Annotated in this window: 17 protein-coding genes and 1 pseudogene; 8 read left to right on the top strand and 10 right to left on the bottom strand. The window is 62.7% G+C overall.

The features are described 5' to 3' along the window. Nucleotides 1–66 precede the first annotated feature (66 nt). Nucleotides 67–1,008 (bottom strand): LysR family transcriptional regulator, encoded by a 942-nt coding sequence (locus BUE42_RS28740; RefSeq protein ID WP_073468710.1) that lies wholly within the window; start codon nt 1,006–1,008, stop codon nt 67–69. 114 nt (nt 1,009–1,122) lie between these two features. Between BUE42_RS28740 and BUE42_RS28735 the strand changes: the two genes are divergently transcribed. After that, nucleotides 1,123–1,731: an FMN-dependent NADH-azoreductase gene (locus BUE42_RS28735; RefSeq protein WP_073468709.1), complete on the top strand. Its 609-nt coding sequence runs from the start codon at nt 1,123–1,125 to the stop codon at nt 1,729–1,731. A gap of 56 nt (nt 1,732–1,787) precedes the next feature. Further along, nucleotides 1,788–2,216, top strand: a pseudogene (locus tag BUE42_RS28730) (NADPH-dependent F420 reductase); the annotation flags it as partial. Between the two features lie 43 nt (nt 2,217–2,259). On the opposite strand, the gene BUE42_RS28725 reads toward BUE42_RS28730, so the two are convergent. Beyond that, nucleotides 2,260–2,892, bottom strand: a complete 633-nt coding sequence (locus BUE42_RS28725) for a class I SAM-dependent methyltransferase (protein WP_073468742.1) — start codon at nt 2,890–2,892, stop codon at nt 2,260–2,262. Nucleotides 2,893–2,923: 31 nt separating this feature from the next. Beyond that, on the bottom strand, nt 2,924–3,676 hold the full coding sequence (locus BUE42_RS28720) for an SDR family NAD(P)-dependent oxidoreductase (protein ID WP_073468707.1): 753 nt from the start codon (nt 3,674–3,676) through the stop codon (nt 2,924–2,926). A 156-nt stretch (nt 3,677–3,832) separates the two neighbouring features. Between BUE42_RS28720 and BUE42_RS28715 the strand changes: the two genes are divergently transcribed. Beyond that, nucleotides 3,833–4,423, top strand: coding sequence for a TetR/AcrR family transcriptional regulator (locus BUE42_RS28715; RefSeq protein WP_073468706.1), 591 nt, complete (start codon nt 3,833–3,835; stop codon nt 4,421–4,423). A 199-nt stretch (nt 4,424–4,622) separates the two neighbouring features. On the opposite strand, the gene BUE42_RS28710 is transcribed toward BUE42_RS28715, so the two are convergent. Further along, the gene (locus BUE42_RS28710; RefSeq protein ID WP_073468741.1) at nt 4,623–5,363 is read right to left on the bottom strand and encodes an SDR family NAD(P)-dependent oxidoreductase; all 741 of its coding nucleotides are present in this window, start codon (nt 5,361–5,363) and stop codon (nt 4,623–4,625) included. Nucleotides 5,364–5,444: 81 nt separating this feature from the next. Here BUE42_RS28710 and BUE42_RS28705 point away from each other — a divergent pair, with 81 nt between their 5' ends. Then, entirely contained in the window at nt 5,445–6,107 is a 663-nt protein-coding gene (locus tag BUE42_RS28705) for a TetR/AcrR family transcriptional regulator (protein ID WP_073468705.1), read from the top strand. Here BUE42_RS28705 and BUE42_RS28700 read toward each other — a convergent pair. Next, the gene (locus tag BUE42_RS28700) at nt 6,104–6,565 is read right to left on the bottom strand and encodes a helix-turn-helix domain-containing protein (RefSeq protein WP_073468704.1); all 462 of its coding nucleotides are present in this window, start codon (nt 6,563–6,565) and stop codon (nt 6,104–6,106) included. The genes BUE42_RS28705 and BUE42_RS28700 overlap by 4 nt on opposite strands. A gap of 97 nt (nt 6,566–6,662) precedes the next feature. Between BUE42_RS28700 and BUE42_RS28695 the strand changes: the two genes are divergently transcribed. Further along, nucleotides 6,663–7,409, top strand: coding sequence for an alpha/beta fold hydrolase (locus BUE42_RS28695; RefSeq protein ID WP_073468703.1), 747 nt, complete (start codon nt 6,663–6,665; stop codon nt 7,407–7,409). A 141-nt stretch (nt 7,410–7,550) separates the two neighbouring features. Here BUE42_RS28695 and BUE42_RS28690 read toward each other — a convergent pair whose 3' ends face one another. The 3 genes from BUE42_RS28690 to BUE42_RS28680 all read right to left on the bottom strand — a co-directional run bounded on the left by BUE42_RS28690 (nt 7,551) and on the right by BUE42_RS28680 (nt 11,767). Further along, a complete protein-coding gene (locus tag BUE42_RS28690; RefSeq protein WP_159445515.1) occupies nt 7,551–8,900 on the bottom strand; it encodes an alginate export family protein in 1,350 nt (449 codons plus the stop codon). A gap of 65 nt (nt 8,901–8,965) precedes the next feature. Beyond that, nucleotides 8,966–10,924: an amidohydrolase gene (locus BUE42_RS28685; RefSeq protein ID WP_235002685.1), complete on the bottom strand. Its 1,959-nt coding sequence runs from the start codon at nt 10,922–10,924 to the stop codon at nt 8,966–8,968. A gap of 78 nt (nt 10,925–11,002) precedes the next feature. Continuing rightward, nucleotides 11,003–11,767 (bottom strand): helix-turn-helix domain-containing protein, encoded by a 765-nt coding sequence (locus tag BUE42_RS28680; RefSeq protein WP_200799054.1) that lies wholly within the window; start codon nt 11,765–11,767, stop codon nt 11,003–11,005. 37 nt (nt 11,768–11,804) lie between these two features. Here BUE42_RS28680 and BUE42_RS28675 point away from each other — a divergent pair, with 37 nt between their 5' ends. Next, on the top strand, nt 11,805–12,893 hold the full coding sequence (locus BUE42_RS28675; RefSeq protein WP_235002683.1) for a LysR family transcriptional regulator: 1,089 nt from the start codon (nt 11,805–11,807) through the stop codon (nt 12,891–12,893). 391 nt (nt 12,894–13,284) lie between these two features. Further along, nucleotides 13,285–14,088: a pirin family protein gene (locus BUE42_RS28670; protein WP_235002681.1), complete on the top strand. Its 804-nt coding sequence runs from the start codon at nt 13,285–13,287 to the stop codon at nt 14,086–14,088. 203 nt (nt 14,089–14,291) lie between these two features. On the opposite strand, the gene BUE42_RS28665 is transcribed toward BUE42_RS28670, so the two are convergent. Together BUE42_RS28665 and BUE42_RS28660 are read right to left on the bottom strand one after the other, a co-directional pair. Then, nucleotides 14,292–14,597, bottom strand: coding sequence for a hypothetical protein (locus BUE42_RS28665; protein ID WP_073468699.1), 306 nt, complete (start codon nt 14,595–14,597; stop codon nt 14,292–14,294). Next, entirely contained in the window at nt 14,594–15,130 is a 537-nt protein-coding gene (locus BUE42_RS28660) for a GrpB family protein (RefSeq protein WP_073468698.1), read from the bottom strand. The genes BUE42_RS28665 and BUE42_RS28660 overlap by 4 nt, the downstream gene beginning before the upstream one ends. A 459-nt stretch (nt 15,131–15,589) precedes the next feature. On the opposite strand from BUE42_RS28660, the gene BUE42_RS28655 reads away from it, so the two are divergent. After that, nucleotides 15,590–16,357: IS5 family transposase (locus BUE42_RS28655; protein ID WP_073468697.1), on the top strand; the 768-nt coding region annotated here is incomplete at its 3' end.

The following is a 16,357-nucleotide window of genomic DNA, read 5'->3' as shown; positions in this document are numbered from 1 at the left end:
TCGATCAGCAGTACTTCGACGGCCAGTTGCTTCCGCTCCCACACCAGGAGCCTGAGGCAGTGAGGGCTAGGAAGAGGGCCCTCGCCCGCGCTTTCGCGGAGAGTTTGCCTGCTGCTCCCAAGAGGCCTTCAAGTGGTCGATGAACCATCTGCCGGCGGGCCCGGGCGGTTCGGACGGCCGGTGGTATGCGGACATCGTCAACGCAAAGCCTGTCTGCGGGATGTCGTGCAAATCCAGGACGACCAAGGTGCCGGCGGCAATGTCCTCCTCGACCATGTGCAAGGGCATCCCGCCCCACCCCACGCAGTCCTTGATGAATGCGTGCTTCGTCGACAGGTCGGCCAGACGCCAGGTCGACGGCGACACGACGCCGTAGTCGCGTCCGGCCATGAGGTCGGATCTGTCGGTGAGCACGAGCTGCACATACTTCGCCGCCGCGCGTCTTGTTATCCGAGATCCAAGACTCGCGAGGGGGTGGCTGGCTGCGGCAACGAAAACCAAGGGCACTTCGCCCAGTCGCTCGCTGACCAGCGACGGGAACGTCAACGGCAACGTAGCCAGGATGCCCATCGTGCATCGACCATCCAGCACGGGCTGATAGGCCGCCCCCAGGCCTTCAACGAAAAGTCGAAGCGGCGTCAGCGGAAACTGGATCGCGAAGGCCTTGGCGGCAGCGCTGACAACAGCGGTGGGGAAGAACACATCGACCACCACCGAAAGCTCGCTCTCGAGACCCGATGCCATCAACCTGGCGCGGGCCTTGAGAGTGTCCACCCCGGACACGATGTTGCGCGCGTCCGCAAGCAAAAGCACCCCCTCTGGCGTGAGCTTCGGGAATCGACCGGAGCGGTCAAAGAGCACAACCCCGATCTGGTCCTCGAGACTGCCAATCCAACCGCTTACTGCCGACTGAACGCGGTTGAGCTTGCGAGCCGCAGCCGAGAAGCTTCCCTCGTCCACCGCCGCGATGAAAGTTCGGAGCTGATCCAGGGAGACACCATCAAGCATTGGAAGAGGCCATCTCTAAAACAGATCGTTCGCATCTCAATATACCGGCTTCGCGGCGGCCGGGCCCATCGGCATATTTGCGTTGTGCACCTTCACATCCATCGAGGTTTCATCATGCAACTTCTCCATCTCGACTCCAGCGCTCTCGGCGCCGCATCGGTGAGCCGCCGGCTCTCAGCCGAAATCGTCGCGCGCCAGCGCGCGCTGCACCCGGACATTCGCGTCACCTACCGGGACCTGGCGGCCGATCCGGCCCTGCACCTGATGGGCGCCCACATGGCCATTCGTGCCGGCGCATCCAACGCGGATGCGACCATCGCCGCTGATCTGGTCAAAGGCAACGCCTACCTGGACGATCTCCTCGCAGCAGATATCGTGGTCATCGGCGCGCCCATGTACAACTTCTCGATTCCGACGCCACTCAAGTCCTGGGTCGATCGCATCGCCGTGGCGGGCAAGACGTTTCGATACACCGCGACCGGCCCCGTGGGCCTGCTGAAGGGCAAGAAAGCTTTCATCGCGTCGGCGCGAGGCAGTGTGTATCCGGTGGGAACCCCAGCGGCGGCGAACGAGCATCAGGAGAGCTACCTCATCGGCTTGCTGTCATTCCTCGGCCTGACGGACGTGATGGTCGTGCGCGCAGAGGGCCTTGCGTTCGGCCCGGAAGCCAAGGAAGCAGCCGTCGCGAGCGCGCTGGAGGACATCGCGGCCATCACGGCCTGAGTCGACGAGAAGTTCCACCATGACTTGCGCCATCATCGGCTGCTGCCAGCCTCCAGGACGCCCTCGAGGCCGACATCATCCTTCTCGCCGTGCACTTCGCAGCACATGCGGAGATCGCGAAGGCCAGGAAGGACTGGAAGGGCAAGACGGTCATCGATGTCACGAATTTCCGCGAAACGGACCTCACGCCGCTTGGCGGGTTGCAATCAAGTGATTTCGTGGCCAAGGGTCTTCCCGGCGCGAAAGTCGTCAAGACTTTCAATCAGCTCCCGGCAGCTCTCCTCGCGAGCAATCCGGCCGAGGGCGGCGGACGACGCGTGATGTTTGTGGCCGGCAACCATGACGAGGCGAACACGGAGGTTGCGTCTTTGGTCGCGTCTCTTGGGTTCGCTCCCATCATCCTCGGCAAGATTGCCGAAGGCGGAACCCTGCTGCGGTTCCGCGGTCCGCTCGTTCTGCAGAACCTGATCGAGCTCGGCACCTGAGCGCGCGCCATCGTTCACTTTCCCCGCAGGGAACGGCGACCTGTCAGCGCTTCACGAACCGATAGGCGAAACGATCCGTCTCGCCCTTGATCGAAGGATCGAACACCTTGACCGAGTGCGGATCGTCACTTCTGGCGAGCATGGAGCTTTGCGCGTCCAGTACGAAGCCGGCCGCCTCCACCTCCGCGCGAACGGCCGCAGGCTCGATCCGATGCAGCGACTGCGCGGCGCTCGTGCCCCGTCCGGCGGTGGCAGCGTGGTCCACGATGACGTAGTACCCACCGGGCTTGAGCCGTTCGCAGACGGCTCGATTGAAGTGGGCCGCCGTCGCGCCCTTGGCCTGCATCAGCGCGGTGTGGAGATCGTGATAGAACAGATGCATCCAAAGAACATCCGCTTGTTGCGTGACCTCCGGCATCGCCACGAGGTCCGCCGAGACGGCTTCCACGTTCTCTCGGCCCGGCTCCGTCGCAAGCGTTCGCATCCGGCCGACCGGATCGTTCTTGAAGTGGGCGACTTCGGCCGGCACAAAGCTGAAGACCCGTCCTGCGGGCCCCACGATGTCGGAGAAGAGACGGGTCCAGTCGCCATCGCCCGGGTAAACGTCGATGACGGTGGAGCCCGCATCGACTCGTGCGAACTGGATCAACTCGGATCGCTTGGCTTGGTCGTACATCGGAATCTCCTTTGCGGTTGGCACTCTCGTACTAGACCTGCGCCATGCCTCCATCGACGGCGAGATCCACACCGGTGATGTAAGAACTCTCATCAGAGGCGAGGAACGCAACTGCAGCCGCGATTTCCTCCGGGAAGCCTCTGCGACCCATCGGGATCTGCGTGGTGAACTGTGCGACCGCCTGCTCGGCCTGCTCAGCGGTCAGGCCCGTCGTCGTCGCCAGGGCCGGGGTATCGATGGCTCCGGGGCTCACACAATTCACGCGGATGTGGCGGTCCTTCAATTCCAAAGTCCAACCGCGCGAGAAGTTGCGCACAGCCGCCTTGCTCGCGGCGTAAGCAGTAAATCCCGGAAGCCCGAGCACGTTGGAGACCGACGAGTTCAGGATGATCGAACCGCCGTCCTTGAAGAGGGGAAGGGCCTTCTGCACCGTAAAGAACAGCCCCTTCACGTTCACGTCAAAGGTCTGGTCGAAATGCGCCTCGGTAGCTACCGCGAGCGGCGCGATTGTCCCCGCGCCCGCGTTCGCGAAGAGGACGTCGATGTGACCGTGTTTCTCTTTCACGACGGCATAGAGCCGGTCCAGATCTTCCAGGCGCGACACATCGCCCACGACCGTCGTCACGTTTCTCTTGATGGAGGCGGCAGCCTCCATCAGCTCCTTCTCTCGTCGCCCAGTGATCACAACGTGCGCACCTTCTTCCACGAAGCGCTTGGCTGTAGCCAAGCCAATACCGCTGCTCCCGCCCGTGATGACTGCAACCTTGCCTTCTAGTTTCTTCACAATCTTCAACCTTTCGTTTGTGGTGTGACGCAGCGCCACTGTTCCGATTCGTACAAAGGCGCTGTACCATTTGGATCACCGATCCAGATTCAAATTCACAGCATCCGGACCAGTGATCCAAATATACGGATCGATGATCCATTTGTCAAGGAACCTATGCGAGCCGACGCCCAGAAGAATCGAACCCATCTCCTTGCGGTCGCGCGAGACGTCGTCGCCGAGCACGGTGTCAACGCGTCCATGCGCGACATAGCGCGCCGGGCCGAGGTCGGATTGGCCACGCTGCTTCGTCATTTCCCGACGCGGGAAGCCTTGTTCGAAGCGCTGTTGTGCACACACCTGGACGCATTGGTACAGACGGCAGGCGGACTCGAGAAGTCGGATGCGCCCGGTGAGGCGCTCGTTTCATGGTTCCGCGAATGGATGGCGTTCGCGCAGAGCTATCGAGGCGTTGTCGCCATGATGGCGGCCGCCCACGCGAACCCGGAGTCCGCTCTCTATGCCGCGTGTGCAGCGGTGCACTCAGCGAGCGCGCGCCTGCTGCTTCGCGCACAGGCCGGCGGGCAGGCGCGCACCGACATGAACGGGGACGACTTGTTCGGCCTGATGTCGGCGCTCGGTTGGCTTGTCGACCTGCCGGCGTTCGCGCCGCGGGCCGATCATCTATCCCACATCGTCGCCAGCGCCATCCTGCCGAATCTGCCGAGTCACGGTGTCGCGAAGCAACCTGCCAAGCCCGGGCGGTGAGGCTTCGCTATACCGGCCCCGACGCGTCCATCAGCGCGGCCCACGGCCATGGGCCTGTGTGTCGATGTACTCGCGTATCGTCGCCAGCTTGCCGTCCTGGATCGTGATGCCGAAGGCCCAGGGGTCCTCGAATGGCTTGTTCGTGGCGGCCAACGCCAGGCACAGGCTTTCCCCATCGAGAGGCTTGGATGCCGTCGACTCAGGCGAGCAAGCCGCCATCGACGTTGATGATGGTTCCCGTCAGATGTCGCGCCGCAGGACTCGCCAGGAAGCTCACGGCGGCGGCGATATCCGCCGGTTCGGCGTAGCGACCCAGCGGCGTCAGGCTGCGCTGCCAGTCGGAGCTCTCCCCGTTGGACGGGTTCATGTCTGTGTTGGTGGAGCCTGGCTGGACGAGGTTGGCGGTGATGTCCTTCGGCCCAAGTTCCTGCGCAAGGCCGCGCGTGAAGGATTGCAGCGCCGACTTGGTCATGTAGTAAATCGTTCCCGGGGCTCCGACGATGCGCTCCGCACCGGCGGAACCGATGGTGATGACGCGACCGCCCGCGCCCAGGTGCGGGATGGCAGCCTGGGTCGTCAGCACCGGGCCGCGCACGTTGACCGCAAGCAGCGCATCAATATCGCTTACGCTGAAGTCGGCGATGGTGTTGTAGAGCGCGATTCCGGCGTTGTTGACCAGGATGTCCAGGCCTCCCAACGCGGCCACGGCTTCCTCCACCGACCGCTTGATGGCGGTCGGATCCGCGCTGTCAGCCTGAATCGCCGCGCCACGCTGGCCCAGCTTCTCGATGGAAGACACCACGGCGTTTGCCCTATCGGCCGAGTTCTGAAATGTCAGCGCAACGTCGGCGCCGTTCTCGACCAACGCCATCGCAATGGCGGCTCCGATGCCTCGGGATCCCCCTGTGACCAGGGCGCGTTTTCCAGCAAGGGTTTTCAAAGAATCATCCTTTGTGCAGTGATCGATGCACAAATGGTAGGATTGCGACATCGGCTGGTCAAGCTATTTATGCAGTGATCGATGCAAAAAAAAGTCATCCCTTCAAAGTCCGCCGCCCGCGTACCTCCTGCTCGTGGCCGACCGCGCGAGTTCGACCGCGAGGCGGCATTGATGCGAGCCATGCGGCTCTTCTGGATCAAGGGTTACGAGGCCACGTCGATTGCCGATCTGACCACGGCTTTAGGCATCGGTTCGACCAGCCTCTATGCCGCGTTCGGCTCGAAGGACGCGCTGTACGCTGAGGCGCTGCGCCTGTATTCCGTGACGTATGAGGACCTGGTTCTGGGGCGCTTCCGCCAGGCGCCTACGGCCCGCGACGCCGCGTTCGCCTACCTGTGGGACTCGGCCGCGGCGATGACAGGCTCCGATTGCGATTTGCCACATGGTTGCCTGGTCACGCTCGGCACTGTTGGAAGCGACGGCCATACCGAACTCGCGGATCTGATGAGGACCACGCGAGGCGGCGCCTTCGATGTGCTCGTGCTGCGCATCGCAAAGGCGGTCGTTGAAGGCGAGTTGCCGAAGACTCTCGATGTCCACAAGCTCGCGAGGTTCCTGCAAACAGTCCAGAGCGGCATGGCCGTCCGGGCACGCGATGGCGCCGCGAGAGAGGAACTGCAGGCGGTTGCCGAGATTGCGATGGGCGGATGGGACGGGATGGTGCAGCGCTCAGCCCAGGGCTAAGTGCGAAGCCAGCTTCGCCTGCGCCCGACCATGAACAACCTCCTGGAACACGACACCTGGAAGCCTGCGTGATGCCGGAAGTTCGAGAGTTCGGGAGGCGCTCCGATCGCGCCGCCGCGCAGCCAACTGATCTTCGCGTCGACAAACTTCTGCATGGCTGAAAGTTCCTCGGCTCGCTCGTTGAGCTTTTCTTGCTGAGCGAGCATGGCCTGAAGCATCCGATCCCTTCCGCCGGCACGGCGCTCGCTCACCAGCAACTTGATCTCTGAGAGCGACATGCCCATGGCCTGTCCAGCACGAATGGCGCCCAGATTTCGGAGGTCTTTTTCCGAGAACTCCATGTAGGGCCTGGCGCCACCGACCGAACCTTGCCTGGGATGCAGCAGACCCGACCGAACGTAGAAGCGGACGGTCGCCACGTTGAGGCCGGCCCTTTCCGAAAACTCTCCGATCCACATCGAATGCTCCACTGGGCTTGACCATGCACCGGACTTCACACCTACAACCGGTGGACCGGCTGCACAGGCGCAGTCTATCCATCGAAAGGACCGAGAAATGACAACGCCGATACCTCTCCTGCTCCTGCCCGGCCTGATGAATGATGGGCGGGTGTGGGAGCCGATTCGACGGTCGATGCCTGCAGGGCGAAACTTCATCGTGGCTGCAACGCACATGGCGGACACGATCGAAGCATCGGCGGCGGCTGCAGTTCAGGCCATGCCGCCCGGCATGTTTGGCGTCGCCGGCTTCTCGCTTGGCGGGTATGTGGCACTTGAAGTATGCCGGCAGGCATCGGGACGGATCGCAGGCCTTGCGCTGCTGGACACCGGCGCGCGTGCCGATTCGGTCGAAGCCGTGCAGAACCGCAAACGCATGGTGGCGGCTCTCGCGTCGGGCAGCGCGAGCTTCGCGCAGATCGCCAGCACCTTCGCGCCCAGGCTCTTGCATGAATCGCACGCCCGTGACAGTCAACTGATCGACTTGCTCGCCGACATGGCGCGAACCGTTGGGAGCGAAGGATTCGTTCGACAGCAGACGGCGGCAATGAATCGATCTGATAGCCGCGATGTGCTGAGGACGCTGCGATGTCCCGCATTGGTTCTCTGCGGCCGTGATGACCAGGTCGCGCCGCCGGCGCTCAGTGAAGAGATGGCGAATCTGCTGACAGGAAGCGTCGAGCTTGCTGTGATCGATCGATGCGGGCACATGTCGCCACTGGAGCAACCAGATGCTGTCGCCGAGGCCTTCGCCCGCTGGACGGGCCGTGTCGATTCGAACATGCTGCTGCCCGGTTCTCGTTGATCCTCTGGATGTACTTGGGAGCTACCCGAATCCAGGATGCGCAGCACGCGCTTGAGGTTGTAGGCGAGCACCGCCAGCGCCGAGGACCTGCGGTCTCGCCTGCGGACTTCACTGGGCTTGCCGCTCTCTTCACCCGGCTACCTAGAACCGGTACTGCAAACTGAGGCTGAGAAAGCTCAGCGCATCGGTGGCACCGGTCTCACGCAGGAACGCGCCGGGTCGCGCGTACGCGACGACCGCGCTTGAAGACCAGCGCGGAGCCAAGGTGCGAGTGGTTGCTATCGATGCGATGGTCGCCACATGGCGGGCGCGACTGTCGCCAGCGGGCCGGATCAACATTCCGTTGGGCGCGTAGACGCCGTCGCGGGTGCTGTAGCGCCAGAAGAAGTCGACGCCGGCGGTCAACTGGACCGCAGGTGATGGCTGCAGGGTCAGCGCCGGATGGATGTTGAAGAAGTTGCGCGGCCCCAGCGTCGCTTCGTCGCCGAAGTAGTTTCCGCGCGGGTAGATGGGATTGAGTGTCTCGAGCCGGTCGTCTCCGGGATCCTTGTCGCCGCTGGCAATCGCGACGAGCAGCGCCGCTCGCAGCTTGCCAGGCACGTCGCCGAAGGAGTAGCCGGTATCGGTGGCGAGCGACCAGGCGCGAATGTCGGCATCGCCGAATTTCCCTCCCTGCGCTGCGAATTCCCAGTTCCAGTTCCAGGCATCGTGGCTGCCGAACACACGCGTGCCGAGCGACCAGCGGCGCTCGTGCGCCACACCCTGGACATAGCGAGCGGCGGTGTCTTCGAAATGCAGCGCGTAGACGTCCAAGGACGTGACGCCTGCGCTGCGAGTCGCGTAAACGCCACGCAGCGACTGAGTCTGCGAACGGGCATCGTCGAAGCTGCCCAGGCGGTTCAGCCGCGGTTTCGCGGCGAATGCATCGACACGCCAGGGGCCGCTGGTCGAATAGGCGCGGACCGCATCGAAGCTGCGCCGCACGTTCGGTCCCTCGCGCGCGTCGATGGCACGCCCGGATCCGAACTGCAGCTCCTGAATGCCGACACGCATTCCAATGCCGTCATCGCCCTGCGTCGCTGATCGCCATTCGACGAACAGATTGGTGGGATCGAGTCGATCCTCGTCCACCGGGGACGGGCCTGCAGTGCGGCCGTTGGTGCGCGAGCTGGCCAGTTGCGCGAAACCTCGCCAGTGTTCGTCCAGTCGCAGATCGGTGAAGACGGAACCTCGCACCATCGCAACGCCCCGGCGATCCTGGGGGTCGAGCCCATAGCGAGGATTGCCGGTGTGCTCGTAACGCAAGCGAAGATCGCCGCCCAAGCTCAGCCGCATGTGATCTGCAATGTGATCTGCAATCGGTCGGTCTTTCCAGCATGCGCCTGGGTTGCTGCCCTCGGCGCAGGATTGGCGCTGGACGCTGAATTCGTCGTCGAACCGCAAGGGACGGAACTGCGCCAGCGCGGCATCGGCGGCCATCAGAAGAAACATGCCGAGCCACGCCGTGCGCACCCTCGCCTGGCCTGTCAGCCGCCGGTGCCGAGATCCGGCCAACCTCATCGGGCTTGGTAGTAGCCGCCGAAGTGTTTGATTGGTGACCAGGCGGGCAGGATCTCGGGCAGTACCGGCGAAAGCGATTGGTAGTCCTGCGCGCCATACACCACCCGGCCATCCATGACTGTCAAGACCGAGGAAATGGATTTGATCTGGGCTTCCGCAATCGAGAAGTAGTCCCTGTCGAGCACCGCGAAGTCGGCGAGATGGCCGGGGGCGATCATGCCCATCTCGGACTCGGTGTTCATGAACCACGCCGCCTTGCGAGTGAACAGTCCCAGCGCTTCGGCGCGTGACAGGCGGTTGTCCTTGGCCAGCACTTCGGTTCCGGAGACCGACTTCCCCGACACCATCCAGCTGATACCAATCCACGGATTGAACGAGGACGCCCGGAAGGCATCAGTGGTCATGGCCAGCGGGATGCCGCTGTCGACGAGTTGGCGCAGGCGGGGAGTCAACAACGCCTTGTCGCGACCGTGGGTCTTGATGAAACTGTCGCCGTGCAACGCCATCTTGGTGTCCAGGGCGATGCCGCCGCCCAGCACCTTGACCCTGGCGATGTTCGCGGGACTGATGGTCTCGGCGTGTTCGAGACTCCAGCGCAGACCGTCGAGCGGCATCTTCTCGTTGAGCTTCTCAAGCGCATCGAGGAAAGGCGTGATGTTCTCGTCGTAGGTGATGTGCTCGCGGAAAGGAATGCGCCGTAGGACCAGCTTGGAAATGTCCCGCTCCACCAGTTCTCGCATCTTGTCCGGCTGGACGATGACCGCCGGACGGTCGAAGTTCTCGTGATCGTGCACCTCCACCGACAGCAACTCGCCGGCGCCCTGGTAGGCATGACCGTGGGCCAGGTGCGGGTGCAGGTTGTGCCCGGGACTGATCGGCGCCGTCTTCGTGATCGCCGTGATCTGCGCGTCCACCACGTTGAAGTCGGCGCCTTCTCCAAACTGGATGTCCATGAAGGGCATGCGGATGTTGAGGCGGTTGTCGCGGGCGAGGGCATCCACGGTGGGCACGGCCTTGGGATAGCCGCGGAAGCCCGTGCCCGCATCGATGACGGACGTGATCCCGACGCGGTTGAGACTATGGATCGTCTGAACCAGCGAGCTCACCTCCTCATCGAAAGAAAGCTGGGGGACCATGGTCTCCATGGCGATGAACGTGAACGTGTAGCCATGGACCACACCGGTGTACCTGCCCTGCGCGTCCTTCTCCAACTCGGTGCCCGGCAACTGGGGGAACTTGTCGGTGCCAACGCCAAAGGCGTCCATCGCCTGCTGGTTCAGGAAGGCGCGGTTGTAGGCGTACTGCACGATCAACGGGCGATTGGGGACGGCCTTGCGGAGTTCGTCCATGGTGGGGAAGCGGTTCTCCTCGAACTGGTAGGGAGACCAGCCGCCAATCACCTTGACCCACTGGCCTTCCGGGGTTCGCCTGGCTTGCTCACTGAGCATCGCCAGGGCCCGGCGCAGCGTGGGAACGCCGTCCCATCGCAGGGTGTAGTTGTATCCCCCCTCGTTGAGCACATGGGTGTGCGCGTCGATGATGCCCGGGATGAGACGTCGGCCTCGGGAGTCGATGACGCGGGTGTTGGTCTTCTTCAAAGCCAGCACTTCGGCATCGGTGCCGACTGAGTAGATGCGGCCGCCCTTGACGGCCACGGCGGATGCCTCCGGCTGTGCGGCATTCCCGGTGTAGATCTTCGCGTTGTGCACGATCAGGTCTGCGCCTGTCGCTTCTTGCTTGGTTTGTGCATGGGCGCTGGTCAAGCCATTCACCACCATCAATGCGATCAGTACTGTCAACTTCACTTCGATTCCTTTTTCGATTGCGTCAAGAGAACACGACGCTGCCACGACCCGATCAACCAGCCGGATCCCGCAGAGGCGTGCGCTGAATGGGAAAAGATGTTGCCTGCGCGGTTTGGCGCAGTCACTGACCGTTGTTGCTGGCGGCAGCACGATTCGCTCATGAGACCGAGCGTTCAGCACCATCCGCAGAATGCGTTTGCTGTTCGCCTTTGCGAACGACCCGACGCTCTAAGTGAGCCGGTCCGTCCGCCATGCAACGGGGCTCGCGCCAGTCAGCTTGCGGAAGGTCCGCCCGAAGTGCACCGCGTCTGCAAAGCCAGTGGCTTCGGCAACGTCCTGCAGGCAGCCATTGGTGTTCAAGAGCAGGTCCTTTGCCCGTTCGACACGCGCCTGCAACTGCCACTGATACGGCGCCATGCCGGTCGACGCCTTGAAGGCGCGGCTGTAGTGCGACTGCGACAGACCCGCCAGTTCCGCGAGCGTGGCGAGTTCCACCCTGGCCGGCATCTTCGCCTCGAGATAGCTCATCGCATCCTTCATCTGGAGGGCTGAGAGCCGACACTGGCTCCCTTTCGTCTCTTTGGGTGGCTCGAAGAGCCTTGCCGCGATCGCTGCAGTCAGCGAGTCACCGTAGAGTTGCGCGGTGGGGTCGAAATCATCAATCGCGTCCGTCAGCAACCTCATCAATGTCCACAACCGGTCATCGTTCATGCGCAGACGAGGGACGCCGGCCTGCTCCGGCGATACATGGATTCCGAGACGCTTCTGGAGCACGTCGACGTCGAAGCTGATCGTTCCACACTTCAGATAGCGGGAATCTGCGGCATATCCCCACACCTTCATCTGCGCCGGCGCGAAGTACATGGGCCGAGGCTTGTACGCATGTGGGTTCGGGGTATTGGGCGCCGACCTGGGCTCGGCGCGTTCCCGTCCCACCTCTTCGAGCTGCGCGCTGAATCGAGTCAACTGTTCGCGCCTGTTGATCGGCAGCAAGACTCTGCCCGCGCAGGCGTACTCACTCAGATCCACATTGACGCCGTTCCAGCAACGACTGGAAATGTTCAGCGACCCCAAGTTTTCAGAAAGTTCTATTGCGTTTGACATGCGGATGAATGGCGGAGGAGTCACCCTGGCTACTCCTGCACGCATCTTCACATCCATCCTCGTGGTACGGTGGGACGACTTTTGCTCAGCTGTGTCGCAGAAACAGGAACACAAAGTGGATATCGAGGAACTGCGGACCTTCGTCGAGGTTGCCGATGCGGGAGGCATCACCGCGGCAGCCGCTCGTCTCGGCGTTGCCAAATCCATTGTCAGCCGGCGGCTGATCAAGCTTGAGGCGGAGTTGGGCGTTCAGTTGCTCGCCCGTACCACGCGAGGTGCGAATCTCACCGAGGCTGGCGCGACGTTTCGTGACTATGCCGACAGAGTGTGCAATGAGATGGATATTGCCCGAGAGACGCTGCTGCCCGCGGGAGAGCTTCGCGGCCGCATGCGCGTTGCCGCGCCGTTGTCCTTTGGACCAACCCACTTCGCACCCGTACTCGCCGAGATGGCGAGTCGGCATCCAAAGCTTCACATCCAGACTTGCTACAGCGATCAGTTCGTCGATCTGATCGCCGGAGGCTACGACTGCGCAATTCGCCTGGGCCACCTTGCGGATTCCAATCTGGTCGCTCGACGTGTTGGCCCCGTGCATGGGAGCTTGGTCGCAAGTCCCACCTACATTGCAACGCACGGTGCACCTCAGACGCTGGACGAACTCATTGACCACGAAGCGCTGATGCAGGGCACGGAGACCTGGCAATTGATGGATGGGAACGAGGTCGTTGCCATTCGGCCGCAGGGCCGCTTCAAGGCAGACAACGGCATTGCCCTGGTCGCGGCGGCGTTGGCAGGCCTGGGCATCGGCTACCTGCCCGTTGCACTCACACGCCCCCATCTGGCTTCGGGCGCGCTGGTGACTGTCATGCCGCAGCATCCATCCAAGCCGGCAGGCGCATACGTTGTGCGCCCGCCGGGCCAGCATCCCACGCGGAAGATCAGGGTGTTGACGGAAATGCTGACGGAGTACTTCAGCAGGTCTCCCGACTTCGATCTTGGCAAACCTCAACCGTGAGCGCTCGGCTCTGTCGGCAGCCGGGACGCAGCGCATCCCGGCTTCGTGGGTTACTTCTTCACGAAGGCCAGCAAGTCATTGTTCAGCCGGTCCTTGTGGATGTCGGTGATCCCGTGCGGGCCGCCCACGTATTCAATCAGTTGTGAACCAGAACGGCTTCTCGCCGCACCCTTCTCGCACTTTCAGACTGCAGGAAGCACGTTCAGACAGTGCCTTGCCGCCCCTGTTTGACGACACTCGCTTTCGCAAAGCGACGCGGGGAAGTCGCATCAGTTTCCCCTGGCACTGAACCATGAACTCAATCAGCAAATATCCAGTCCCTTCTGACGCTGGCGCTCGCCGCGTGACCTTTCGGACACGCGGCCTCACTCACGGTCCCATCACCCGCCTGATGAGCCCGTCCGATCTTGGGCATACGCTCAAGCCCTTCGTGTTCCTGGACCTGTTCAACCTGGACCTCCACGATCCACGCGGAGGAATGTCCGTTCATCCCCATTCCGGACTTGCGACGATCACGGTCATTGCCGAGGGGGATTTGCGCTTCGACGATCCAGCCGACGGCGTGGGTCACATCGGGTTCGGCGGCTTTGAATGGATGCGTTCTGGAAACGGTGTGTGGCACGGGAAGGAGCTCTCGGGTGGCGTCGCTCCAAAAGCCAAGGGCTTCCAGCTATGGATCGCTCTGCAGCCCGAGCTCGAGCACTCGACGGTCGACAGCCAGTACGTGGAAGCGCAGCACGTTCCGGCCGCCGGTCCGGCCCGCGTGATCCTCGGCAGCTACGACGGGGCTCGCAGCCCCGCCCGCTCGCCTGATGGCATGACCTACCTCCTGCTGCGCCTGGCCGCCGGGACAGCCTGGACATTCACACCGCCCGAAGCCCAGCCAGTCTCCTGGCTCGCCGTCGCAAGCGGCCAGCTTGTTGGAGACACGCCTGCGGACGAAGGCGAAATGGTCATCTTCGAACAATCACAGCAGCCAATCACCCTGCAGGCAAGCCAGAGCAGCGACGCGATCTTCGTCATTGGCTCAGCGGCGCCGCACCTACATGATCTGCACCTGGGAAACTATTCGGTCCATACCTCGGCTGACTCCTTGGCGCGGGGAGAGGCGAACATCGAGCGCCTCCGGCGACTTCTGGTCGCGGCCGGCGATCGTCGCAACGCCAGCGGCTCGATCCCGGTTTTTCGCGGTTAGACGGCGCACGAAGTCGAGAGTCTCGCCACGCTGCGGATGGAGCAGGAAGCAGCGCGCTCGATGGCCACTTCCCCAAAACTCCCCCAGGCGCTTCAACGAACTGGCGGGGTGCGATCCCGCAAGAACCGCGCGCAGATCGAAGGACCGAGTACGACCCGTTGCCGTCCTTCGACGTCGCTCTTTCAAAGCCGCAAAGCTGCCATTCAGGAAAGCCCCCTGCTCATCGCGTTGAGCCAATCCGGGTAGGCGTCGTTCTCCGCGTAGAAGACAACTGCTGCTATCCGTTGGGCAGGCGACAGGCGGTTCGCAAGGTCGCCGAGCACATCGTTGACCACGATGTCGACCTCTAGGAAGTACTCGAAGCCTTCACTCAACACGTCGCTCGGCACTCGGAATCCATCGGTAAGCGATATCAATCGCGCCTCGGAATTTTCCATCCAAGGGCGTTTTGCGACGATAGTGCGTGTGTCGTCGGCAGACAGGCTCGCGATGATCTGGCCAAGGTTCAAGTCCGGCGCCTCCCCTGAGCGCTATCGAGAGCGGTCAAAGAGCGGGCTTCAAGCAGCCTGGCAAAATCAATCTTTAGTGTGGTGTAGGCATAGACATCGTTGCCGCATTCAGCGACAGCGTGGCGCTTGACCGCAGCGTACGCGTCGCGCGCTTCGCTGTTCGTTCGCAAGAAGTCTCGCAGAGCGAGATGGCGACGAACATCGTGAGATCCAGTGCGAAACGCATGGACTTGATGCGTTCGCTTCGAGGACCCCTTGACGAAGTAACGGCGCTCGGGAATTCCATTCTCTCCCCGCGGTTCGTATCCGAGCCCGCGGAAGCCGGTAGTCAGCGAGTCGAGTTGCTCGACGCGAGGCACCTCAACGAGGATGTCAATGACGACCTTCGCAGCAAGCCCGGGTACTGATGTGCTGCCAATGTGGTGGATTCGGGCATGCGGGCCAAGAACATTCTCCAGCGCTTGCTGCTCGTGTTCGAACATGGTCGCCCACAACGGGTTGTATGGCGCGATTTCTATCGTTCTCTTGCTCAACGAATTCCCCCTTACGGCAGCAAGCTCGGTGCCTCAGAGCCGTCCTCCACGGCCGTCCGCCAATGGCCGAAAGACTCTCGTCGACCATACGTTCTGTCTCTGGTCGCGCTTCGTCACCGGACTTCAATGATGTTGTCCATACCACGGGTGCCGATCGGTCGGCAGGTAAGGCCAGTCCGTCTTGTTCTTCAGAGAGGCCTTTGCCCGCCCAGCCTGGCTCGCCGTGAGAAACATTCCTCCAAGATCGTTTCCGCCGTTGATGGCGTAAAGCCGCACCGAGGAGTTCTCCAACTGGCTATTGACGATGGCAAATAGAGTCCAAGTAGCGCGTCCCCAGCTTCGGCCCTCAGAGTCGTCTAGCTCGGGGGCATAGACCACGTATTCGCTCCCTAGGGAACCGCTGATTTATTCGGGCAGATCTCGATGGCCGAACGAGCCGTGGACAGCGAGGATGGTTGCATGAAGCAGACGAGCTTTGCGAGCCTGGAGTACGCAGGCAAGAAACGCCAGACGAGGCGCGAGAAGTTCCTGGGCGAGATGGAGCGCGTGGTGCCATGGTCGGCGTTGTGCGGCTTGATCGAGCCGCACTATCCGCGCAGCGGCCGCGTCGGTCGCCCGCCGATCGGCGTGGAGCGGATGCTGAGGATGTACTTCCTGCAGCAGTGGTACAGCCTGAGCGACGAGGGCCTGGAGGACGCGCTGTACGACAGCCAGGCGATGCGCGAGTTCGTGGGCGTGGACTTGGCACGCGAGCAGGCGCCTGACGCGACCACGCTGCTGAAGTTCCGCCGGCTGCTGGAGCAGCACGCGCTGACGAAGGCGATCTTCGACAAGGTCAACGTGCACTTGGGCGAGCGCGGGTTGCTGATGCGAGAGGGGACGCTGGTGGACGCGACGATCATCGCGGCGCCGAGCTCGACGAAGAACCAGGACGGTGAGCGCGACCCTGAGATGCACCAAGCCAAGAAGGGCCAGCAGTACTACTTCGGCATGAAGGCGCACATCGGCGTGGATGCCGACTCGGGCCTCGTGCACAGCGTGCGCGTGACCTCTGCCAACGAGAGCGACGTGGCCAACGCGCATGCGCTGCTGCACGGCCAGGAGCGCCGCGTGCACGGCGACTCGGGCTACACGGGCGTGGCCAAGCGAGAAGAGATCGTCGAGGCGCAGGCTGAAGGGCGCATCCGCGATGACATCGTCTGGCTGATCGCGGCCAAGCGCGGTGCC

It is taken from the genome of Rhizobacter sp. OV335 (genome assembly GCF_900142965.1).
Classification (GTDB): Bacteria; Pseudomonadota; Gammaproteobacteria; order Burkholderiales; family Burkholderiaceae_C; genus Rhizobacter.
This window is presented reverse-complemented; position numbering and strand designations above follow the sequence as displayed.